Annotated in this window: 14 protein-coding genes and 1 tRNA gene; 7 read left to right on the top strand and 8 right to left on the bottom strand. The window is 62.2% G+C overall.

The features are described 5' to 3' along the window. Positions 1–104: 104 nt before the first annotated feature. Together B0919_RS16260 and B0919_RS16255 are read right to left on the bottom strand one after the other, a co-directional pair. Positions 105–2,162: a M13 family metallopeptidase gene (locus B0919_RS16260; RefSeq protein ID WP_078013336.1), complete on the bottom strand. Its 2,058-nt coding sequence runs from the start codon at positions 2,160–2,162 to the stop codon at positions 105–107. A gap of 166 nt (positions 2,163–2,328) precedes the next feature. Beyond that, positions 2,329–3,354 (bottom strand): LacI family DNA-binding transcriptional regulator, encoded by a 1,026-nt coding sequence (locus B0919_RS16255; protein ID WP_176133085.1) that lies wholly within the window; start codon positions 3,352–3,354, stop codon positions 2,329–2,331. 584 nt (positions 3,355–3,938) lie between these two features. Between B0919_RS16255 and B0919_RS16250 the strand changes: the two genes are divergently transcribed. Then, positions 3,939–4,415 (top strand): hypothetical protein, encoded by a 477-nt coding sequence (locus tag B0919_RS16250; RefSeq protein WP_078013334.1) that lies wholly within the window; start codon positions 3,939–3,941, stop codon positions 4,413–4,415. Between the two features lie 194 nt (positions 4,416–4,609). On the opposite strand, the gene B0919_RS16245 is transcribed toward B0919_RS16250, so the two are convergent. Then, positions 4,610–4,876, bottom strand: coding sequence for a hypothetical protein (locus B0919_RS16245; RefSeq protein WP_078013333.1), 267 nt, complete (start codon positions 4,874–4,876; stop codon positions 4,610–4,612). A 711-nt stretch (positions 4,877–5,587) separates the two neighbouring features. Here B0919_RS16245 and B0919_RS16240 point away from each other — a divergent pair. The 3 genes from B0919_RS16240 to B0919_RS16230 all read left to right on the top strand — a co-directional run bounded on the left by B0919_RS16240 (position 5,588) and on the right by B0919_RS16230 (position 11,444). Further along, on the top strand, positions 5,588–6,676 hold the full coding sequence (locus B0919_RS16240) for an efflux RND transporter periplasmic adaptor subunit (RefSeq protein WP_078013332.1): 1,089 nt from the start codon (positions 5,588–5,590) through the stop codon (positions 6,674–6,676). Positions 6,677–6,817: 141 nt separating this feature from the next. Beyond that, positions 6,818–10,015, top strand: coding sequence for an efflux RND transporter permease subunit (locus B0919_RS16235; protein ID WP_078013331.1), 3,198 nt, complete (start codon positions 6,818–6,820; stop codon positions 10,013–10,015). Next, on the top strand, positions 10,008–11,444 hold the full coding sequence (locus B0919_RS16230; protein WP_078013330.1) for a TolC family protein: 1,437 nt from the start codon (positions 10,008–10,010) through the stop codon (positions 11,442–11,444). The genes B0919_RS16235 and B0919_RS16230 overlap by 8 nt, the downstream gene beginning before the upstream one ends. A gap of 288 nt (positions 11,445–11,732) precedes the next feature. On the opposite strand, the gene B0919_RS16225 is transcribed toward B0919_RS16230, so the two are convergent. Then, entirely contained in the window at positions 11,733–12,293 is a 561-nt protein-coding gene (locus tag B0919_RS16225) for a cupin domain-containing protein (protein WP_078013329.1), read from the bottom strand. Positions 12,294–12,672: 379 nt separating this feature from the next. After that, positions 12,673–12,747 (bottom strand) — tRNA-Arg (locus B0919_RS16220). A gap of 161 nt (positions 12,748–12,908) precedes the next feature. On the opposite strand from B0919_RS16220, the gene B0919_RS16215 reads away from it, so the two are divergent. Beyond that, positions 12,909–14,072 (top strand): DUF2652 domain-containing protein, encoded by a 1,164-nt coding sequence (locus B0919_RS16215; protein WP_078013328.1) that lies wholly within the window; start codon positions 12,909–12,911, stop codon positions 14,070–14,072. A 7-nt stretch (positions 14,073–14,079) separates the two neighbouring features. Here B0919_RS16215 and B0919_RS16210 read toward each other — a convergent pair whose 3' ends face one another. Then, the gene (locus B0919_RS16210) at positions 14,080–15,303 is read right to left on the bottom strand and encodes a Pycsar system effector family protein (protein WP_078013327.1); all 1,224 of its coding nucleotides are present in this window, start codon (positions 15,301–15,303) and stop codon (positions 14,080–14,082) included. 227 nt (positions 15,304–15,530) lie between these two features. Here B0919_RS16210 and B0919_RS16205 point away from each other — a divergent pair, with 227 nt between their 5' ends. Both B0919_RS16205 and B0919_RS16200 read left to right on the top strand, forming a co-directional pair. Continuing rightward, complete coding sequence (locus B0919_RS16205) at positions 15,531–19,454, top strand: metallophosphoesterase (protein WP_254846597.1); 3,924 nt, start codon at positions 15,531–15,533, stop codon at positions 19,452–19,454. 208 nt (positions 19,455–19,662) lie between these two features. Further along, complete coding sequence (locus B0919_RS16200; protein WP_078013325.1) at positions 19,663–20,805, top strand: DUF6268 family outer membrane beta-barrel protein; 1,143 nt, start codon at positions 19,663–19,665, stop codon at positions 20,803–20,805. Positions 20,806–20,972: 167 nt separating this feature from the next. Here the strand turns inward: B0919_RS16200 and ppk1 are convergent, their stop codons facing one another. Together ppk1 and B0919_RS16190 are read right to left on the bottom strand one after the other, a co-directional pair. Beyond that, positions 20,973–23,066 (bottom strand): polyphosphate kinase 1, encoded by a 2,094-nt coding sequence (ppk1, locus tag B0919_RS16195; RefSeq protein WP_078013324.1) that lies wholly within the window; start codon positions 23,064–23,066, stop codon positions 20,973–20,975. 114 nt (positions 23,067–23,180) lie between these two features. Beyond that, entirely contained in the window at positions 23,181–23,678 is a 498-nt protein-coding gene (locus tag B0919_RS16190) for a SixA phosphatase family protein (RefSeq protein WP_078013323.1), read from the bottom strand. Between the last annotated feature and the right edge of the window lie 26 nt (positions 23,679–23,704).

The following is a 23,704-nucleotide window of genomic DNA, read 5'->3' as shown; positions in this document are numbered from 1 at the left end:
ACGCAGAAGGCGCGGCGGGGTTATACAGGCCGCAGCGGGGACCAAAATAGAAAAGCCGGTTGACGCAGGTCAACCGGCTTTTCGAAGCATTATATGTCAGCTGGTTACCAGATGCGCACCTGGGCCGTGTCGGCGCGATAGAGCTTCTGGCCGGGCTGTACCTTGAAGGCTTCGTAGAAGGCCGGCACGTCGGCCATGGGGCCATTCACGCGGTATTGCGCCGGCGAGTGTACGTCGGTCATGATGCGCTGGGCCAGTTGCTCGTCGCGCTGGTGGCCCTGCCAGCCCAGGGCGTAGCCCAGGAAGTAGCGCTGCTGGGGCGTGAGGCCGCCGATTTTCTCACCCTTCTTGAACTGCTCGGTTTTCTTGAAGGCATCGTAGGCAATGACGATGCCGCCCAGGTCGGCAATGTTTTCGCCGGCCGTGGCCTTGCCGTTGATGTGCAAGGAATCGAGCACGGTGTAGCCGTTGAACTGGCGCACAATCTGGTTCACGCGCTTCTGGAATTCGGCGCGGTCCTGCTTGGTCCACCAGTTGCGCAGGTTGCCCTTCTCGTCGAACTGGCTGCCCTCGTCGTCGAAGCCGTGCGTGAGTTCGTGGCCGATGGTGCTGGCCCCGGCGTAGCCGTAGATGATGGCGTCGTCGGCCTCTTCATCCTTCAGCCCCGGAATGGCGAAGATGGCCGCCGGCAGCACAATCTCGTTGTTGGAGGGGTTATAGTACGCGTTGTAGGTCTGCGGCGTCATGTCCCATTCGGTGCGGTCCACGGGCTTGCCCAGCTTACCGATGTTGTAGCGGTAGCCCCACCGGTTAGCGTTCATCACGTTCTGGGCGTACGACTCGCGCCCAATCGGCAGGGCCGAGTAGTCCTTCCACTTGTCGGGGTAGCCCACCTTCGGCGTGATTTTGCCGAGCTTCACCAGGGCCTTTTCCTTGGTGGCCGGGCTCATCCAGTCGAGCTGCTGAATATGCTCGCGGAAGGCCGCCATGACGTTCTGCGTGAGCTTTTCGTAGCGCTCCTTGGTGGCCGGTGTGAAGTATTCCTTCACAAACAGCTGCCCCAGCGCCTCGCCCATGGCGGATTCTTCGGCGTCGAGCACGCGCTTCCAGCGCGGGCGCTGCTCCTTGCTGCCCTGCAGCACGGTGCCGTAGAAGCGGAAGTTTTCCTGGTCGAAGGCGCGGCTGAGGTTGGGCGCGTAGGCGTGCGCCAGCTGCCACTGCAGGTAGGCCTGCCAATCCTCCTTCGGCGCCGACTTCAGCAGCTGGCCCACCGTGCGGTAAAACTCCGGCTGGCCCACAATGACGGTATCAACCTTGCTAAGCTCCATCTGCTGCAGCCACGGGCGCCAATCGAGGCCGGGCGTGAGCTTCTGCAGGTCGGCCACGGCCATCTTGTTGTAGTTGGCGTACGGGTCGCGCAGGTCCTCCAGCTTGCGCGAGGAGGCCGCCAGCTTGGTTTCCAGCGCCACCACACGGGCGCTGTTCTGCTTGGCCGTCACCGAGTCCTGGCCCAGCAGCTCGAACATGCGCTGCACGTGCCGCCCGTATTGCTGGCGGATGTTGCGCGTGCGCGTGTCCTTGTTGAAGTAGTAGTCGCGGTTGGGCAGGCCCAGGCCGGCCTGGTACAGGTACAGCGCCATTTTCTCGCTGTTCTTCGCGTCCTGCATCACGTAGGGCCCGATGAGCGCATTCACGCCGATGGGCTGCAGGCGGGCCACCACGGCCGGCACGTCGGCGCCGGAGCGGATGGCGGCAATGCGGTCCAGCTCGGCCTTCAGCGGCGCGGCGCCCTGCTTATCGGCCGCCACCGAATCCATGCCCGTCGCCCAGAAATCCCCGATTTTCTGCTGCGTGCTGCCCGCGGCGGCATTGGCTTTGGCGGCCTCCTCGCTCAGGGCGCGCAGGCGGGCGTACACCTCGTTCTGCACCTCCTTGCCGATGCTCCAGTTGCTTTCGGAGGCCGGAATAGGGTGCTGCTTCAGCCAGGTGCCGTTGGCGTACTGAAAGAAGTCGTCGCCGGGATGGGCGGTGGTGTCGAGGCTGGCCTGCAGCACGTCGGGCCGGGCCTGGGAAGAGCCGCCGGACTGGCAGCCCGTCAGCAGCATGGCGCCCAGCAGGGGCGCCGCCAGCAGCCAGCGGCCGATGGCAGGGGTGTGGTTCATACGGAGAAGAGAAGGGGAGGAGTAAGTAATAAGGTCAACAGACGCTGGACCGGCGAACCGGGCTGCAAGATGCGGCTGCTGCGAAGCTAACAGGCGCCGGCGCCCGCGCAAAAAAGCCCGCCCTCGGCAGGCGAAGGCGGGCGCTTTTAGGTGAGTTCCTCAGGGCTTATTCGTGGCGCTGCGACGACTCGCGCACCAGCAACTCGGGCTGCAGCACAATCTGGCGCGGCGGCAGCTTGCGCGGCTGCTCGGCCACCATGTCCAGCAGCAGCTTCACGGCCGTGCGGCCCATTTCCTCGCAGCGCTGGTCCACGGTGGTGAGCATGGGCTCGGTAAGAGAAGCAAACAGCTCGTTGCTGAAGCCGGCCAGGGCCACGTCCTGCGGAATGCGGCGGCCGCGGGCCCGCAGCACCTGCATGCCGCCGGCCAGGGCTAAGTCGTTGGCCGAAAACACGCCGTCGAGGTCAGGGTGCTGGTTCAGCAGGTTTTCCATGGCCACCTTGCCCTCGGGCAGGGTCAGGTCGCAGAAGTATACCATGGAAGCGTCCTGCTCCAGGTTATGGTCGCGCAAGGCGTCGAGGTAGGCGCGGTAGCGGTTTTTGCAGATGTTCAGGTGCTGTGGCCCGCCGATGTGGGCAATGCGGCGGCAACCCTGCTCGATGAGGTGCTGCATGGCTTGGTAGGCACCTTGGTAGTCATCCAGCACCACAGCCGAGACGTCCGGCGACTCCATGATGCGGTCGAAGAACACCAGCGGTAAGTCGCGGCGGCGCACGTCCTCAAAGTGCTTGACGTCCTTAGTCGTCAGCGACAACGACACCAGAATGCCCTCCACCTGCGCGTTGAGCAGGGTATCGAGGTTTTTCTTCTCGTGCACCACGTTTTCGTTCGACTGGCAGATCATCACGTTGAAGCCTGCCTGGTTGGCGCCGTTCTCGATGCCCTTGAGGACCAGGGCGAAGAAGTGCCCGTCGATGTGCGGCACGATGACGCCGAGCGTATTGCTGCGGCCCTTGCGCAGGGCGGCGGCCAGCTGGTTGGGCTGGTAGTTCAGCTGCTGGGCCATGTCCCACACCCGCCGCTTGGTAGCGTCGCTGATGCTGGGGTGGTCGTTCAGCGCCCGCGAAATAGTCGAAACGGACAAGTTGAGCTGAGCTGCCAGGTCCGAGATAGAAGCGCGATGCGTTGACACAGGAAAGACGGAAAAGGAAACGGAGGCAAGTTCGGAGAATTCGGCCACTAACGGGCGCCGCAGCACCGGCTCCGCGCGGCCAAAAAAACCTTACGGCAATGGGCAAAAGGTGCTTGACGGCTGAAGGTAGCTATGCAACCGTTTGCACAAAGTTGAAGGTTCCGGACCGCAATTAAGCAAAGCGGCCGAGTCGGGCCGTCAAAAAATCCGGGTTGAAGAAATGCTTGCCGGTTGGCGTCAGGCTTTTAAGTAGACAGAAGCACCATCGTAATTAGTCTGTAAACGCCACTATTGCCCTGATAGTCCACAAGCAGACCTCCACAGTAAAGCTGAAGATGGTTCCTCTTCTTGGACGAGCGGGAATGAATTTCTGCCAGCAATTTTGTGCAAACGTTTGCGTAATTCTGAAGTGCTATCTAGATTCGGGCCATCAAACCCTCGATGCCGGAGTTTTCGGCTGCGGATGAGCTGCTGCGGCTTCCCTCCCCAAGGAAGTTGCAGATGCCCGCCCCACGCTGGCCGCATCGTGCTTTTCATGGTCCCCCAGATTCATTTTACTCCCGATGGGTCGTCAGCGTCATTCTTTGCAGTTAACCCGGAAGCAGCAGGCCTATCTGGCCGATTTTATCAGCTCCGAAACGATTTCCCGCCAACAGCGCAACCGCGCCCAGGTGTTGCAGCACTGGCTGGCCGACGTGCCGGCGCAGGAATCGGGTGAGCTGCTCGGCCTGAGCATCGACCGCGTGTACAGCATGCGCCGGGCCTTTAGCCAGCAGGGCTTCAACGATTACCTGCACGCCGTGCCGCGTTGCGGGGCCCCCACCAAGCTCACTCCGAAGCTGGAAGGGCTGCTGCGCCGCCTGATGCGCGGCCCGGCCCCGGCCAACCACCGCCGCTGGACGCTGCCGCTGTTGGCGCAGCGCGTAGTGGAGTTGGGCTACGCCGAGCGCATCTGCACCATCACCGTGCAGAAAGCCCTGAGGCAAATCAGCGCTTCCACGCAGCGCCGCGGCGCCCTGAAAGCGGCTGAGGGCCCCTGCGCCCTCATGCAGGCTTCCTAAGCTGGCAACCCCATACGGCGCGTTGTTGCAGCAGCGCATCCGTTCGTAGCCCGAAGGCTACCCATCGTTTGATGGTCTGAAAAACAAAAAACCGCCCCTGGCTCCAGGGGCGGTTTTTTGTTGGGTATAGGTGTGGGTTAAGCAGTGGCCAAATGCCCGGCGCAACTCCTAAGCTGGCAGGCAGGACGCTCCTGCTATGCCTCCCAGTCCTCCGCGTCGGCCTCCGGAGCGTGCAGGGCGATGTGGTCGAACAGACGCTCTACGTGGTCGACGTCAGTGGCGGGGTGCTCGATCCAGGCCGCCAGGGCCTGGCCGTAAAGGGTGAGCAGCGGCTCGGGGCCCCGGCTCTGCACGAACGAGCGGTGAAAGTCCTGCAAGCGGCCTTGCAGCAGCAGCTTCGATAGCGGCGACTGGCGCTCCTGCGGCGTGAGGGCGCGTAGGGGATTGGTGTTGTAGGGCATGATGGGAAATAGTTAGGAGGGGAATGGTTACATGCTGGGGCGGCCTATAACGCAGGGGCGTGCCGGTGGGCAGAAGAGCGGTTGAGTACTGCGTATCAGCGAGGAAGCCGGTCGGCGCCTGGCCCGGGCGGGTATGGGTTTCCGACCAGGCCGCCGCGCTCCGTCGCCAGTGCGCTGTTGGGAAAGGGAATGTAAGACCCCGCCAGTGTATTGCAGTGGCCCGCGCCCTAATGCTAGTGGAATACTTGCTGGTGTGCGGCGCCGAAGCTGGCGGCGGGGTGAGTTTCGCTGGGCCGTACAGCGCACATATAGGTAAATAGAGGTAGGCCGCTCTTTCATAGCCTCTTCATGTGGGCGGTGGTTGCTTTGCAGCACTCAACACACGATACCAACGGTGCGGCGTCGGCATTACCCCCCTTGGGGCTGCCCGCATTGCGTGGCGCTGATGCCGGTATTCTGCTGGCAGCAAGCGCCTTGCAGCACCGGTCCAGTCGACTGCGAAGCATGTATAAGCACGGATCAGGCCTTTCTGCCCATTCGATGAAGTCTCAGGGGTGGAAACAATTGTCCGGTGGCCTACCGGCAAGCCAACCCCGACTTAGCCAGGTTGACCCATTGGCGGCCGCTGCCGCGCCCGCTCTGGCTGCTGGCACGCCGCGCCCCCTGTCCAGCCCCATTTTCTCGGATTACTAAACGCCTGTCAAGGTTCTCATGAAAAGAACAGTCCTGCTCATGGGTATGAGCTTGGGTTTCTTGTACTGCTCCTCCAGCTGCACGAAACACGAAGAGGTAAAGGAAGAAAAAGTAAAATTCCTGGTTACCAGTCCGCTGCAGAAGGACACGACCATCACCAAAGAGTACGTGTCCCAGATTCACTCCATCCAGCACATCGAGGTGCGGGCGCTGGAGAAAGGCTACCTGCAGAAGATTTTCGTCGACGAGGGGCAGCAGGTGCACGAGGGACAGATTATGTTCCAGATCATGCCACTGCTCTACCAAGCCGAGCTGAAGAAAGCCGAGGCCGAGGCCAAGTTCGTGGACATCGAGTACAAGAACACCAAGAAGCTGGCCGACGGCAACGTGGTGTCGCCCAACGAGCTGGCGCTGTCGCAGGCCAAGCTGGAAAAGGCCAAGGCCGAAGTAGCCCTGGCCCAGACGCATCTGGGCTTCACCACCATCCGAGCGCCGTTCAGCGGCATCATGGACCATTTCCAGGCCCGGCTGGGTAGCCTCCTGGACGAAGGCGACCTGCTCACCACGCTGTCGGACAACAGCAAGATGTGGGTGTACTACAACGTGCCCGAGGCCGAGTACCTGGCTTATAAAGGCCAGACCCAGAGCAGCAGCCCCATGCAGGTGCAGCTGCGCATGGCCAACAACGAGGTGTTTCCTTACCCAGGCGTGGTGCAGACCATCGAGGCCGACTTCAACAACGAAACCGGCAACATCGCCTTCCGGGCCACTTTCCCCAACCCCAAAGGCTTGCTGCGCAACGGCGAAACCGGCTCGGTGCTGATGACCGTGCCGCTCAGGAACGCCATCATCATTCCGCAGAAAGCCACCTTCGAGGTGCTGGAGAAGAAGTTCGTCTACGTGGTGGACGACAAGAAAAAGGTGCACCAGCGCGAGGTGACCGTGGCCGCCGAAATGCCGGAGCTCTACATCGTCTCGGGCGGCCTGAAAGCCAGCGACAAGATCATGCTGGAAGGCATCCGCAAAGTGAAAGACGGGGACAAAATCGACTTCAAGTACGAAGACCCGAAGCAGGTTATCCCGCACCTGCAGGCATACTCGGAATAGGGCCGAGTGCTTCAAAAAAGAACGTCATGCTGAGCCCCGCGAAGCATCTCTACCGCTTCGTCAGATAGAAAAAAGACTATCCGGCGAGATGCTTCGGCAAGCGCAGCATGACGTCCCAATAGCCACGAACAGAGCATTATAATGTTCAGCAGATTCCTTCGCCGGCCAGTGTTTGCCATCGTTATATCGGTGGTAATCATGTTCCTGGGCATCCTGGCCATCAATACCCTGCCCAACTCCCAGTTCCCGGAGATTTCGCCGCCCATGGTGATGGTGAGCACGGCGTACCCGGGCGCCAGCGCCAAGGTGCTGACCGAATCGGTGCTCATTCCGCTGGAGCAGGCCATCAACGGCGTGCCGGGCATGAAGTACATGACCTCCGACGCCGTGTCGGCCGGGGAGGCCAACATTCAGGTGGTGTTCAACCTGGGCACCGACCCCGAGCAGGCGGTAGTAAACGTAAACACCCGCATTGCGCAGATCCTGAACCGCTTGCCGGTGCTGGTGCAGCGCGAGGGCGTGATTGTGAACCGCGTGGTGCCGAACATGCTCATGTACGTGAACCTCTACAGCAAGGACAAGAATACCGACATGCGGTACTTGTTCAACTACGCGGGGGTGAACATGCTGCCCGAAATCCAGCGTATCGACGGCATCGGCCGCGCCAGCATCCTCGGGTCGCGCCAGTACGCCATGCGCATCTGGCTGAAGCCCGACCGCATGCGCGCCTACAACCTGTCGGTGGACGACGTGATGGAGGCGCTTAATGATCAGAGCGTTATCGGTTCGCCGGGCCGTATCGGCCGCGCCGACGGCAAGGAGGCTTCGGCGCTGGAATACGTGCTGACCTACCAGGGCCGCTTCAGCGACGTGCAGCAGTACCAGAACGTCATCATCAAGGCCAATGCCAACGGCGAAACGCTGCGCCTCAAGGACGTGGCCAACGTGGAGCTGGGTTCGGAGTTCTACGACATCTACTCCAACCTCGACGGCTACCCCTCGGCGGCCATCATGCTCAAGCAGACCTACGGCTCGAACGCCAAGGAGGTCATTGCCCGCGTGAAGGACAAGCTGGATGAGCTGAAGAAGACCATGCCCCCCGGCATGGACTACAAAATCAGCTACGACGTCTCGAACTTCCTCGACGCCTCCACCGAAAACGTGATTCACACCCTGCGCGACGCCTTTATCCTGGTAGCGTTGGTGGTGTTCCTGTTCCTCGGCGACTGGCGCAGCACGCTCATCCCGATTATTGCCGTGCCGGTGTCACTGGTGGGGGCCTTCATTGCCATGCAGGCCTTCGGGATGACCATCAACATGATTACACTGTTCGCACTGGTACTGGCCATCGGTATCGTGGTGGACGACGCCATCGTGGTGGTGGAAGCCGTGCACGCCAAGATGGCGGAAAAGCACCTCTCTCCATACGGGGCCGTGCGCGAGGTAATCGGCGAAATCAGCGGCGCTGTAATTGCCATTACCCTGCTGATGACGGCCGTGTTCGTGCCCGTAGCCTTCATGAGCGGCCCGGTGGGCATTTTCTACCGGCAGTTCTCCATCACGATGGCCTCCAGCATCGTCATTTCGGGTATCGTGGCCCTGACGCTGACGCCGGTGCTCTGCGCCATGATTCTGAAGAAGCACGACCCCAGCCATCCGAAGAAAAAGTCGCCTATCAACCGCTTCATCGACTGGTTTAACCGCGGCTTCGAGCGCCTGACGGGGCGTTACACCAACATTCTGGAGAAGATTGTCGACCGCCGCGTGGTCACCTTCGGCATCCTGCTGATCTTCGGCTTCGGCATTTTCGGTATCTCGAGCACGCTGCCGGCCGGCTTCATCCCGGCCGAAGACCAGGGCATGCTCTACGCCATCATCCAGACGCCGCCCGGCTCCACGCTGGAACGCACCAACGAACTGTCGCAGCGCCTCTCGCAGCTGGCCAAGGAAGTACCCGGCATCGAAAGTATTTCCTCGCTGGCTGGCTACGAGGTCCTCACCGAGGGCCGCGGCTCCAACGCCGGTACCCTGCTCATCGACCTCAAGCCCTGGGACGAACGGAAGGAGTCCATCCACGACATCGTGATGGGCCTGGAAGAAAAGGCCAAGGAAATTCCCGGCGCGACCATCGAATTCTTCGAGCCGCCGGCAGTACCGGGCTACGGCGCGGCGGGTGGTTTCCAGCTGCAGCTGCTCGACAAAACCGCCACCGGCGACTACAAGGCGCTGGAAAAAGTGAACGAGGACTTCATGCGCGAGCTGAAGAAGCGCAAGGAGCTGGCCGGGCTGTTTACCTTCTTCTCGGCCAACTATCCGCAGTACGAGCTGCAGATCGACAACCAGCTGGCCATGCAGAAGGGCGTGAGCATCGGCAACGCCATGAACACGCTGAGCATCATGGTGGGCTCGACCTACGAGCTGGGCTTCATCAAGTTCCAGCGCTTCTTCAAGGTGTTCGTGCAGGCCTCGCCGGAGTACCGCCGCCTGCCCAGCGACATCCTGAACATGTGGGTGAAAAACGACAAGGGCGAAATGGTGCCGTTCTCGGCCTTCATGAAAGTGGTGAAGAGCCAGGGCGCCAACGAAATCAACCGCTACAACATGTACCCCACGGCCTCCATCCGCGGCGACGCGGCCCAGGGCTTCAGTTCGGGTGAGGCCATCAAGGCCGTGCAGGAAGTGGCGGCCAAAAACCTGCCCCGCGGCTACGACATCGACTGGGGCGGCCTCTCGAAGGACGAGGTGTCGCGCGGCAACGAGGCCATCGTGATTTTCATGATCGTACTCGGCTTCGTGTACCTGGTGCTGGCCGCGCAGTACGAAAGCTTCCTGCTGCCGCTGGCGGTAATCTTCTCACTGCCGGCCGGTATTTTCGGCTCGTTCCTGCTCATCAAGGGCATGGGCCTGGCCAACAACATCTACGCCCAGGTGGGCCTGATCATGCTGGTGGGCCTGCTGGGTAAGAACGCGGTGCTGATCGTGGAATTCGCGGTGCAGAAGCGCGAGGAAGGTATGTCGGTCCGCGAGGCGGCCATCGAAGGCGCCCGGGTGCGTTTCCGTCCGATCCTGATGACCTCGTTTGCCTTCATTGCCGGTCTGATTCCGCTGGTTATTGCCCACGGCGCCGGTGCCATCGGCAACCGCACCATCGGTACGTCGGCGCTGGGCGGGATGCTGTTCGGTACCATTTTCGGCGTCATCATCGTGCCGGGCCTGTACTACATCTTCGGCACCCTGGCCGACGGCCGCAAGCTCATCGGGGACGAGAACGAGCACCCGCTGACCGAGTTCGAGCCCCACGTTTTAGTTGAAGAAGAAGAAGCTCAGCCTTATGCTTAAGACACGCCTGTACCAGGTGCTGGGCGCCGCCACGCTCTCGGTAGCGGTGGCCGCCTGCAAAACCCCGCAGCTGGTTCAGAAACAAGAGAATCGCACGGTGCCGGTGGCCTACACCGGCAGCGCGCAGGATTCGACGAACAACCTGGGACGGGTGCGGTGGAAAGAGTTTTTCACCGACCCCAACCTGGTGGCCCTGATCGATACGGCCCTGGTGCGCAACCAGGAGCTGAACATCACGCGGCAGGAAATCGAAATAGCCCAGCAGGAAATCCGCGCCCGCAAAGGTGAGTACCTGCCTTCGGTGGGCCTGGGCGTGCAGGCCGCCGCCGACCGCGTGGGCCGCTACACGCTGCAGGGCGCCACGGAAGAGGCCGTCGACATTCGCGAGCGGCGCACGCCCGACCCGCTGACCAACTTTCAGGTGGGCGCCTTTGCCAGCTGGGAAGTGGACATCTGGCACAAGCTGCGCAACGCCCGCCAGGCCGCCGTGAAGCGCTACCTGGCGTCGGTGGAAGGCCGGAATTTCACCACCACCAACCTGATTGCCGAAATAGCCAACTCGTACTACGAGTTGCTGGCCCTCGACAATCAGCTGGCCATCGTGCGGCAGAACATCGACATTCAGACGAACGCGCTGCGCGCCGTGCGCCTGCAGAAGGATGCGGCCCGGGTGACGGAGCTGGCCGTGAAGCGCTTTGAGGCGCAGGTGCAAAACACCACCGCGCGGCGCTACCAGATTCAGCAGCGCATCACGGAGACGGAAAACCGCATCAACTTCCTGGTGGGCCGCTACCCGCAGCCAGTGGTGCGCGACGACCAGGCCTTCAACAATCTGGTGCCGAAAGCGGTGCAGACCGGCGTGCCCGCGCAGCTGCTGCAGAACCGCCCCGACATCCGGCAGGCCGAGCAGAACCTGGCCGCCGCCAAGCTGGACGTGACCGTAGCCCGCGCCAACTTCTACCCGCGCCTGAGCATTGATGCGGGCGTCGGCTTCCAGGCCTTCCGGCCCGATCTGCTGGTCAACGCGCCCCAGTCCATGCTGTTTTCGCTGGCGGGCAACCTGGTGGCGCCGCTCATCAACAAAAACGGCATCAAGGCCCTGTACTACTCCGCCAACGCCCGGCAGACGCAGGCCGTGTTCGACTACGAGCGGACCATCCTGAACGCCTACGTGGAAGTAGCCAACCAGCTGGCCAACATCAGCAACCTGCAAAACAGCTACGACGCCAAGGCGCGGGAAGTGGAAGCGCTTAATCAGTCCGTCAGCATTTCCACCAATCTGTTCAACTACGCCCGCGCCGACTACACCGAAGTGCTCTTCACCCAGCGCGACGCCCTGGAATCGAAGTTCGACCTGATCGAAACCAAGATGCAGCAGCTCAATGCCACGGTGAACGTGTACCGGGCGCTGGGCGGCGGCTGGCAGTAAGCCCGCTGTGCGGCGCAAAATGCGCAGCCGGAAAAGAGGCGTGTACGCTGCTTTTGAAAACGAAAAAAGGGCTTTCCTGTCGCAGGAAAGCCCTTTTTCTGTAGCTCTAGCGGCAGTAGTACGACCCGAGATACACCAACAAGGGGGCACAACCGGAAAGCGTTCTGCTGGCGTCACGTAATGGTGTTCCTTGACTCGGGCAGGAGAGGAGCCGGCGGCGCCCAATGCGGAACGTCGTCCTCTCGCCCTCAATGCGTCCTATGCTGGCTGGGCTATGTAGTGCTTGGCTTAGTCTCTCGTGACCGGCGGCCCCACAATCCGGACACCGTGACCGGCAAACAGCTGGGCGGCTTCTTCAGGAGTGGGTGGCGTTTTCAGGTTGGAAAAGGCCACAAACATCTCCTCCATCTGACCCGCAGGTTGAAATGTCATCATCGTGCGGCCTGCGGAGCTAAGCTGAATCCACGAGTGCGGGACGTTGCGCGGCAGAAAGATGGTGTCGCCCGTTTTCAGAGCGTATTTATCGGAGCCTACCTGAAAATAAAACTCCCCCTCCAAGATATAAAACACCTCGTCCTGGCTAGGGTGCACATGCATCGGAGTGCCTTTCCCCGGCGTGCGGTTGAGCTGCTCGAAAACGGCGAAACCACCACTGGTGTCTTTGCCCGAAATCTTCACGTCAATGATGTTGGAGTTGAAGCCGCCAACGTGGATGTGCCCCCGGTAGCGCCCCTCACCCGCAGGTACCTTGAAGCCTGGTCCGCGCGCTTGCCTGGCTTCACCCGGTAGATAAGCCAATGTACCCAGTGAAACGCTTAGGGCCTTATGCACAAATTGTCTACGCTTCATAAGCTTAGCTTGCTTGCTGAAGGGGTTTGTGACTTACGGCAGGAGCTATCTGCGCTGTATGGCGTTGAATCAACTGCTCAACAACTACTTAACTGGTTTAATATAAGGGTTTGAATAAAGAATTGTCTGGGTTGAGTCTGTAAAAAGTGCTGACTGTTGATTTGGTGTTGAGGTTCAGAAGCTCATAGCACTAACGGTTGGGTACTGGAGGCAATTGCTTTAATCTCGCGGTTACTTGTCAAGTTGGGCACTCCCCTTTGAGTTAATTACTGCCATTAGTTAACCGCAAGTAACAGTCGGGCCATTAATGTCTTTGGCTGGTCTCTTAAATCGCCCCTGAAAAATAAAAACCGCGTCTCCAAAACGGAAACGCGGTTTATGGTAGCCGCGACGGGAATCGAACCCATATCAAGCGTTTAGGAAACGCCTATTCTATCCGTTGAACTACGCAGCCGGCTCAGCGGTACCAACAAAAATACACCGAAACGCCGCCGCGCCCAAATGCCCATGGCTTCGTCGGGTCAGCAAAAGGTAACAGCTTGGTAGGTATCCGGCCGGGCGGCGGGGCCGTATAGGCGGCGGGGCCGGTTTTCCCACGGCTGCCTCTGCTCCGCTATGGGCCTACTCGATGAATTGCGCGCGGCCCGCCGCTCCGCCGGCCGGCGCCAGCCGGGCCGGCCGGGCGGGGCGGCCGACGATACCCAGCCCGCCTTGCTGCTGATTCCAGACATCAGCGGCTTTACGCGCTTTATCGAAGAGGCCAATCACCCGCAGGCGCCGCATCTGGTGGCCGATTTGTTGGAAATCCTGATTGAAGCCAACTGCTCCGACCTGCAGGTGGCCGAAATTCAGGGCGACGCCATTCTGTTTTACCGCCTCGGGCCACCGCCGCCGGTGGCCGAGCTGGTGCAGCAGTGCCGGCGCATCTTCCTGGACTTTCAGAACTACCTGCGCGTGGTGGCCCGCGACACCGATTCGGAGCTGTCGGCGGCGCTGCAGGAGGCCGGGCTGACGATTAAAATCATCGGGCACTACGGCCGGGTGAGCGTGGCCGACATCCGGGAGTTTAAGAAGCTGCTGGGCCGCGACGTGATAGTGGCGCACCGCCTGCTCAAAAACAACGTGGCCGGCTCGGAGTACGTGCTACTTACCGAGGACTACTTCCGCACCCAGGACCCCGCCGAAGTGGAGCGCTGCTTTGCCTGGACGCGCCTGCAGCGCAGCGCCACCGCCTACGAGTATTTGGGCGAAATCCGTTACTTCTATGCCTACCTCACCCCGCTGCGGCTGCTGGTGCAGGCCGACGAGGTCGATGGCAAGCTGCCCGTGGCCTGCCGCGTGAAGGTGCAACGCGTGGTAGCCGCGCCCGTGCAGCAGGTGCAGCGCGTGGTGAGCAATATGCGCCAGCGCCCCCGCTGGCTGGCGGGCACCAGCGCCGTGCACTACGACGCGAGCAAAGCCCGCCGCCCCGGCGCCAACTACAAGCTGGACCTGTACACCGGCCAGATCGACCTGCAGGTGGTGCAGCACCTAAGCACCGACGACGACCACATGGAGTACGTGGAGAAGGTGGCGCACTGGCGCCTGTTTCCCAATGCCCTGCTGTTTTTCCGCCTTGAGGCCATCGATGCAGGCCACTGCTTGGTGACGATGGAGTTTCGCTACGGCCACATTGCCAGCGCCCGGCGCTTGGTGCGCAAAGGCCAGCTCCACCGCCTGCACCGCTGGCTGGGCCAGTCGGTGCGGCAGCTGGCGGGGCTGTTTGAGGTAGTGAACTAGTTCACCCTTATGCCTTGTACAGCATCACGATGGCGAAGGCCAGAGCGGTCAGGATCAGGCCGACCATGAAGATGGTGTAGCTGATGCGCAGCAGGCGGTACTTGCGGGCCAACACTTCGCCGAGGTAGTAAATGTCGGTTATCATGTTGTTGTAGAGCAATTCCCGGTCGCGCATCAGCTCGTGCATGCCTTCCTGAAAGTTGTCGAGGCTGAGCTTGGTGAAGTTGCCGAAGAACAGCAGGTTGACGCGGCGGTTGGTGGCAATCTGCGGGGAGCGGCGCAGCCATTTGAAGCTGGTCACGTCGGGCTGGGCCGAGAGGATGGCCGTCACCACCGAAGCCAGTGCTGTGGCCACCAGCAGGCCCATGGGCACGGCCAGCACGGGGTTTTTGGTGAAAGCCGGCCCGATGGTGGACGTCTTGGCGCCGAGGTAGGTGATGATGACCGACAGCAGCACCGTGTTCAGGCTGATCATCATGTTGGCCTTCTGGTCGGCCATCTGCGAGAGGCGCTGGTGCTGGCTGTAGGTGGCCCGAAACATGGTTTCGACCCCGCGCTTGCCCTCGGCGAAGCCCTCGGCTTCCTCCTCCTTTTTCTTGGCCTTCTTCTCCTGCTTCTTCAGTGACTTGCGCTGCTCCTGGATATTTTCCTTGAGCCGGGCTCCGTACCGTTCCTGGCCCGCGTCGGAGAGATACTTGTGCTGCAGCAGAAAATCCAGCTGAAACTCGGCCCATTCGATGTTGGAATACACCTTGCCGTGCGTGGCTTCCCACTCCGTGCGCAGCAGCTCGGCGTCGGCCAGGCAGTCCTCGCGGCCGAGGTTGCTCAGGTCGGCATCCACCAGCAGCTTTTGCAGCTCGGTGTCGCGCGGTTCGTCGCGGTGCGTGGCCCGGATGATGTCCTTAATAAGGGCAATGCGCTCGGCGGGGTACCCTTTTTGCGTGAGCCACTCTTCGGCCAGCTCCATGCTGCGGTACTCGTGCCCGTCGTAGCGGTCGAGGTAGCCGGTGTCGTGAAACCAGGCGGCCAGCACCAGGGCTTCTTGGTCGGCAGGAGAGAGGCGGGCGGCCTGGCCGAGGGCAGCGGCTTCTTTGGCTACCGTATTGGTATGCTTGAAGGTGTGGTACACCAGCTGGCGCGGCAGGCGCTGGTCGAAGAGCTGCTCGACGTACGCTTTGGCCTGCTTGACGATTTCGGCCTTGGCCGGTTTGAGGAGAGAGGTCGGTTCCATGTAGGGGAGCAAAGGCGGGCGGCGGCCGGCCGCGCCAACGGAATATCAACGCAACTCGGGCGCGCAGGTTCCGCCGGGGTACCCAACCCCGCCGCCACCGCGTGCGTATCGGCGCCCAACGCCAGAGCCGCCCGCTGCGTATCGGGCTTGTGACGAGCCCGCCGCCCCTGGCGGCCCGGACCGTGCAGCCGCTCCTTTCCCGCACCTTCTCTCTCCTCTCTCCGCTTATGAGCCGACTTCTCCTGACTAGCTTCCTGATGCTGGTCGGCAGCCTGGGACCGTGGTTTTCGGCCCTCGCCCAAGGCACCAAAACCCAGACCGCGCACCCCGAACGCCCCAATTACCGCGGCATCGGCAAGGACTGGGAAAAACTCACCCCGCCCGATAGCTCCACCCTGCGCTACACCGTCTTCCTGATCGGCGACGTGGGCAAGCCTGCCCTGCCCGAAGCAGGCGGCGAACCGTCGTTGAACTTCCTGCGCAAGCAGATCATGAAGGAAGGCGAGCGGAGCACCACCATTTACCTCGGCGACAACATCTACGAGTACGGCCTGCCGCCGCAGGGCGCCCTGGACCGCAAGGTGTCGGAGCAGCGCCTGATCGAGCAAATCAATGTGCTGCGCAACTACAAGGGCGAGAAGTACATGATTCCCGGCAACCACGACTGGAAGCAGGGCCTGAAGGGCGGGCTCGACCAGGTGATTCGGGCCCAGACCTTTATCGAGGACTACATGAACAAAGACTCGGCCGCCTTCACGCGCACCGGGCCTTTCTACATCCCGGCCAACGGCTGCCCCGGTCCCTACGAAATCCTGGTGCAGGACAACCTGGCCATCATTGCCGTCAACTCGCAGTGGTTTTTGCAGAGCTCGGAGCGCCCCTACGGCGCCAACAGCGGCTGCGGCGTGGCCAACGAGGCCGACTTCTTCACCCAGCTGGAGGACTTGATGGCCAAGCACCGCAACAAGAACGTGGTGGTGGTGGCGCACCACCCCATTTTCTCCGACGGCATTCACGGCGGCTACTTTACCCTGGCCGACCACCTGTTTCCGCTGAGCATCGTCTACAAGTACGCCTTCATCCCATTCCCGATTATCGGCTCGGTATACCCCTTTGCGCGCAAGTACGGCGGGGTGTCGCAGGACATTCCGCACCCGCTGTACCAGCAGTACAAGAAGGGGCTGATGGATATTTTTGCCAAGTACCCGAACACGGTGTACGCCTCCGGCCACGAGCACAACCTGCAGTACTTCAAAGTCGGCGACCTGCACCAGATTGTCTCCGGCTCGGGCTGCAAAACCCAGCACGTGCGCACCGGCCGCGACGGCGAAGCCCTGTTCTCCGACAAAGAGAAGGGCTGGGCCCGCGTGAACTACTACGAAAACGGCCAGGTATGGCTGGAGTACTGGATTCCGAACGACAAGGGCGAGTCGGGCCACCTGGTGTTCCGGCAGGCTATGTACGCCAAGCAGGCCCAGGCCGGCGACGCAGCCATGGCCCCGGACCCCTTCAACGTGGACGTTAAGGGCCGCCCGAACTACGCCGACTCCACCGTGACCGTGGCCGTAAACCCGCGCTACAACCAGCGCAGTGGCCTGCACAACGCCTTTTTCGGCAAGCACTACCGACAGGAATGGGCCACGCCCGTCAAGTTCAAGGTGCTGGACCTGGCCACCGAGAAGGGCGGGCTGGAGCCTTACCGCATCGGCGGGGGCAAGCAGACGGCTTCGCTGAAGGTGCGCAACGAAGAAGGCCGCAACTACACCATCCGCGGGCTCGACAAGGACCCGGCGGCCGTGCTGCCCGAGGCCCTGCGCGAGTCGGCGGCCAAGGACATTCTGCAGGACCAGATTTCGGCCCAGCACCCCTTCGGCTCCATCGTAATTCCGCCGCTGGCCCAGGCCGCCGGCATCCTGCACACCAACCCCGAACTGCGCTACGTGCCGCAGGATCCGCTGCTGGGCCAGTACCTGGCGCGCTTCCAGAACACGCCCGCCGCCCTGGAAGAAGACGCCAAGGACGACCAGAGCAACGTGGCCTCCTTGGGCTACGCCACCAACCTGGTGGGCACCGACAAGGTGCTGGAGCGCCTGCGCCAGGACAACGACAACCACATCCGGCCCAAGGCCTTTGCCCGCTCCCGTTTGTTCGACATGTGGATCGGCGACTGGGACCGGCACGAGGACCAGTGGCGCTGGGCCGAGAGCAAGGACGAGGAAGGCGACCGGACCTTTACGGCCGTGCCCGAAGACCGCGACATTGCCTTTTTCAAGGGCGACGGGTTTTTCCCCTGGCTGGCCCGCCGCAAGTGGGCCGTGCGCAACTTCCAGAACTTCGGCGAGGACTACGCCGACTGGAAAGGCCTGAACCTGACGGCGCTGGCCAACGACCGGGTGTTTCTGGGCGAGGTATCGAAAGCCGACTGGGTGAAAACCGCCGAGGACATGAAGGCCCGCCTGACCGACGCCGTCATCGACTCGGCGCTTCGCTCACGCTGGCCCGCTGACATCTACCAACTGCACGGACCGGAAATTTCGGCCAAGCTCAAGAGCCGCCGCGACCTGCTGCCCAAGCTGGCCGCCGACTACGCCGAGTTGCTCAGCGAGAAAGTGGAAGTGAAGGGCAGCGAGAAGCAGGAACGCTTCTTCGTGGAGCGCCTCGCGGATGATAAAACCCGCGTGCTGGTGAAGAAGGTGAACAAGGAGGGCAAGACCACCAAGACGCTGTGGGAGCAGACCTACGACGGCAAGACCACCAAGGAAATTCGCCTCTACGGCTTCGCCGGCACCGATTCGTACCGCGTGAGCGGCGACCAGCCCAGCAGCATCCGCGTGCGCATCATCGGCGGCACCGACCGCGATAGTATCGTGGACGTGTCAACCAAGGGCGGCTCCTTCCTGCGGCCGCACTCGGTGCAGGTGTACGACGCCGATACGGGCAACGTCATCGTGCCGGGCAAGGAAACGCGCCTGCGCCTGGCGCCCGGCACCGAGGTAAGCCAGTATGACTACCCCTCGCGCACCGACAAGAAGGACTACAAGCTGCCCTACTTCGGGCCGGCCGTGTACTTCGGCTACAACGTCGACGACGGCGTGTTCATCGGGGGCGGCGGCACGCTGCGCACCTACAGCTTCCGCCGCGAGCCATTCGCCACCGAGCAGACGCTGGTGGCCAATTACGCGCCGAGCCGCGACGCTTACAACGTGCGCTACACCGGCGTATTTACCGACGTGCTGGGCAAGTACGACCTGCGCGTCAACTCGCAGCTCTACGGCCCGCAGCTGCTCTACAACTACTTCGGGGAGGGCAACGACACCCGCAACGTGGCCCAGAACGAAGGCAGCGGCAATCCGCTCGGCAACCGCGCCATCAACGACACCTACCGCATCCGCTTCTCGCGCTTCAACTTCTCGCCCACGCTGGAAACCGATGTGTTCAGCTTCCTGAAGTTCGGCTTCGGCCCGCAGTACGACCAGTGGCGCATCGACCGGGCGCAGATCGGGCGTGAAATCCAGCGCGGGCTCGACAACGGCTACACCGGCGCGGCTACGGGCATCCGGGAGTCCGACTTCGGCACGAACCGCTACGTGGGCGGCCGGGCCTACCTGAACCTCGACGCCAGCTCTTCGCCCAAAAACCCGCGCATCGGCCTGCGCTGGTACAACTCGGCCGAGTACAACGCGCAGATCAACGGCGAGAAGCTCAAGTACGGCCGCCTGGCCTCGGAAGTGCGCTTCTACGTGTCGCCGAACTTCCCCTTCCAGCTCACCTGGGCCGGACGCATCGGGGCGGCGCGCAACTTCGGCGACTACCGCTTCTACCAGGCCAACACGCTGGGCGGCACCACCAACCTGCGCGGCTACCGCCGCACGCGCTTTGCCGGCCGCGGCATGACCTACGCCAACGCCGAAGTGCGCGTGCAGCTCTTCACCTTCAACGCCTACCTGCTGCCGGGCAAGTTCGGCATCATGGGCTTGGCCGACGCTGGCCGCGTGTACAGCCCTTACGACGTGGAAACCGGCATCGACGCCTTCCATACCGGCGTGGGCGGCGGCATCTGGATCGACGTGCTGAAGCAGGCCGTCATCAACGCCACGTACTCCGTGGGCGAGGAAAGCCTGGTCAACATCGGCTTCGACTTCCTCTTCTAACGGGCTGCCGGCTGCGGTAAAAATAGCCGTGGTCAGTACCGTTATCAGCCCTGCAAAAAGGCCCCGGCGGATACCTGCCGGGGCCTTTTTCGCGCCGGCAGGTCGACAAAAATCCCCCGCACTGATTTGGGGCGTAGCCTTTTTGCTTCGTTCACGTTTAGCCCAACATCTAGCCTTGCCGCCACTCTCTCACCGAACGACTTCGGCCATGCCGACAAACCTTACTTTCTCGCGTTTTCGTGGCCTGCTCCTGGCTGGCGTATGCAGCCTGAGCGCCCTTGCGGTCCGGGCCCAGGACCAGCCCCCGCGCACGCCCATCTACCCGCCGCCCGCCCCGCTGCCCACCGACACGGTGGCTGCCGATCAGGTGGGCCAAAGCCAGGAATTCGCCGTGCCCTCCGTTATCGGCGGCGGGCCCAGCAAGGGCGTGGTTTTTCACTACGAGCGGCTCGGCAACTTCAGCATCGATACCAAGCTGCGCGACCGGGAGCCGGAGGGACGGGCCAAAACCACCGTGACCAAAAACGCCCGGGCGTTTATCAAGGCCTACGCGCCGCTGATCAACCACCCGCACCTGAAGCTGATTCTGGGCTTGAACTACGACCGGGAGGAGTTCCAGTTCAAGAACCCGGACGCGTCGAACTTCTACCGCAACCTCGAAGACAAGGGCCTCAAGGTCATCGGGGCGCAGATAGCCGCCATCCGGCCCATCGACAACGTGCACTGGTACATTGCCCGCGTGAAGGGTGAGCTGAACGGCGACTACACCTCCGGCGAGCTGTCGGCACCCAAGGACTACCTGAAGATGTCGGCTGAGTTCATCTACGGCTGGAAACGCTCACCCAGCTTCGCTTGGGGTATCGGTGGGCAGCTGGGCTACACCTTCGGGCGGCAGAGCATCTACCCGGTTATCCTCTACAACCGCACCTGGAACAAGCATTGGGGCGTGGAGTCGTTGTTTCCGGCCCGCGTGACGGTGCGCTACAACGTGTCGCCCAGCACGCTGCTCTTTGCCGGCTACACCGTCGACGGCTACAACTACAACATCAAGCTGCGCAAGCCGCTGGACAACCAGCTGGAAACCCTCATTCTGCGCCAGACCGAGCTGAAGCCCCGCTTGCGGTTGGAGCGTGAAATCTACGACTTCATCTGGTTCGGGGTGGAAGCCGGCTACCGCTACAACGCTTCCTTCAACGCCCTGGATGAAAAAGGCAACCAAGGGTTTAGCCTGTTCCGCGGCAGCCCCCGCCCGCGCATCATCGACAACACCGTGGGCGGCGCGCCCTACGCCAGCGTGGAGGTATTCCTAGTGCCCCCGCGCAAGTTCCTGAAGAAAACGGCCGGGCAGTAAGACGGCTCAAGCCGCCGTCATGGCGAGCGGAGCGAAGCAAGCCTTCCTCTAGAAGCACGACGGTACCACTAGTAGAAGCCAAAAACAGCCGTGCCCGAAACCAGGGACACTTGGTTTCGGGCACGGCTGTTTTTGTTCTGACGGTTTGCGCTTGGCAGTGCTACCGGCTACTTCTTCCGCCTTTTGCGCAGGTACTCGTACGTCTCCGCCTGGGCGCGTACCGGCTTTTCCTCCGCGCCTTCGCGCAGGTACTCGTTTTGCCAGTCGCGTGACTTTTGGTTGTCCTGGCGCTGCAAATCCACTAGGTAGCGCACCTCGCGGCGTACTTCGGCGTCGTAGATGGGAAAGGCTACTTCCACGCGGCGGTCGAGGTTGCGCGTCATCCAGTCGGCCGAGGCCATGTACACGCGCTCCTGCCCGCCGTTGGCAAACACGTACACGCGGGCGTGCTCCAGGTAGCGGTCCACGATGCCGCGCTGCTGAATGTTCTCGCTCTGGCCCGCCACACCCGGCAACAGGCACGAAATGCCCCGGATCAGCAGTTCCACGCGCACGCCGGCCTGGCTGGCTTCGTAGAGCTTGCGAATCATGCCTTCGTCCTGCAGCGCGTTTAGCTTCAGGATGATGTAGGCTTCCTCGCCGGCCCGTGCGTGCTCGATTTCCACGTCGATGAGGTGGTTTAGGCGCTGGCGCAGTTCAAACGGGGCCACGAGCAGGTGCCCAAACGGTGCCGGCGTTTCGCGGGTGCGGAAGAAGTCGAAGACGCGGGCCACTTCCGCGGTCAGCCGCTCATCGGCCGTAAACAGGCCGTGGTCGGCGTACACGTGCGCGGTGGCTTCGTTGAAGTTGCCGGTGCTCAGGTAGGCATAATGACGGGCAGCGTCGCCTTCCTGCCGCCGGATGAGCAGCAGCTTGGCGTGCACCTTCAGCTCCGGCACGCCGTAAATGACCGTGGCGCCGGCCTGCTCCAGCTTCTCAGCCCAGCGGATGTTGGATTCCTCGTCGAAGCGGGCTTTCAACTCGACCACCACCGTTACCTGCTTGCCGTGCTTGGCGGCTTTGAGCAGGGCTTTGGCCACCTTGCTCTTGTCGGCCACGCGGTAGAGCGTAATGCCCACATCGGTCACGGCGGGGTCCTTGGCGGCTTCCTTGATCAGCCGCGTCACGTAATCGAACGACTGATAGGGGTAGTGAATCAGATGGTCGCGCTGCCCGATGGCGGCCAGCAGGCTGTCTTCCTTGCCGCGCGGCAGCGTGGGGTGGGGCAGGGCCACCTGCGGCGGGTACTGCAGCGTGGTCAGCCCGAAGCCCGGAAAGCCGAAAAAGTCGCGGAAGTTGTGGTAGCGGCTGCCCTCCACCAGTTCCTCCTTGCCGATGCCCGTTTTCTGCATGATGGCCCGCAGCACCGGTTTGGGCATGGCCGGGTCGTAGAGCAGGCGGGCGGGGTAGCCGGTTTCGCGCTTCTGCAGGCTGCTCTTGATTTTGGCCAGCAGGTTGCCCGATACTTCCTCCTGAATGTCCAGCTCCGCGTCGCGCGACATCTTGATGCTGTGCACCTCCACCGCCTCGTACTTCGGAAACAGCTCGTGGGCACAGCAGCGCACTACGTCGTCCAGAAACATCACGTAGTGCTCGGGGCCCGCGTCGGGCAGCTGCACGAAGCGGCCGCCGTGGCGCTTGGTGGGCAGCTCCATCACCAGCACCCGCTCCTCGTTCTCGGCCTTTTTGCCTTTGGCGTGGCCGGTGAGGTAAAAGGTCAGATAGGTGGTCTGGTCCTTCAGGAACAGGTGGTGCAGGTTGTCGTCGAGCACGACGGGGGAAAGCAGATCCTGCACCCGCTCGCGGAAGTACTGCTGCACCCACTGGTGCTGCTCGGCCGTGAGGTCCTGTTCCGTCACCAGGTGAATGTGGTGGCGGTGCAGCTCCGGCAATATCTGGTCACGAAACGTCTCGCCGAAAACTTCCTGCTGCCGCCCCACCTCCGTCAGCACCTGCTGCAGCAGCTCGCCGGGGTCTTCGCCCAGCTTGGCGCGGGTTTTCTTCTTCAGGTTCTGCAGCCGGCGCAGGGTAGCCACGCGCACCTTGAAATATTCGTCGAGGTTGGAGGAGAAAATGGCCAGAAACTTCAGCCGCTCCAGCAGAGGCACCTCGGGGTTCTGGGCTTCCTGCAGCACCCGGGCGTTGAAGTTCAGCCAGCTTTGCTCGCGGTTGAGCAGCGTGGGCTCCGCTGAGAGGGGCGTGGGTTGGGTGTCGTGCGGCATAGGTGCTGAAATGGTGAGTGGTGAAATGGTGAGTTGATGTTCGGTAGGTCAACACCGCGCAGCTAGCGCAAGCAGCACGACACTTACCAGTTCACCACCTCACCATTTCACCACTTATTCCTCGTAGTTCTTCGGCGAATCCACGAAGTACAGCTCGGCGTTGGTGCGGTGCGCATCCAGCCAGCTATCCGTCGAGAAGCGCAGGCACACCATCGCCGCGGTAGTCATTTCGTTTACCGGCGAAGGCGACAGCGCATTGACCGTGTCGGTGATGGTGGGGTTGTGCCCGACCAGCAGCACCGAATCGGCTTCGTCCGGCAGGTCGCGGATAATGTCGAGCAGGCGGTCCAGGTCGGCCTCGTAAATGCCGTCGATGACGTGGATGCGGTCGGCGGGGTATTCCAGCTCCTTGGCTACCAGCGCGGCGGTGCTCAGGGCCCGCACGGCCGGGCTGCTCACCAGCAGATTCAGCTGGACATTGCGCTTCACCAGGGCCTGCCCCATGTGGGGCGCATCGGTGCGGCCGCGGTTGTTGAGGGGCCGTTCTTTGTCGCTGAGCCCGTCGAAGTTCCAGCTCGACTTGGCGTGGCGCATCAGGTACAGGGTTTTCATGGATGCGGGGAGGGGAGTAGTGGGCT

Source organism: Hymenobacter sp. CRA2, from assembly GCF_002007105.1.
Lineage (GTDB): Bacteria > Bacteroidota > Bacteroidia > Cytophagales > Hymenobacteraceae > Solirubrum.
The sequence above is the reverse complement of the archived record's forward strand: the minus strand, read 5'-3'. Positions and strand labels throughout refer to the sequence as shown.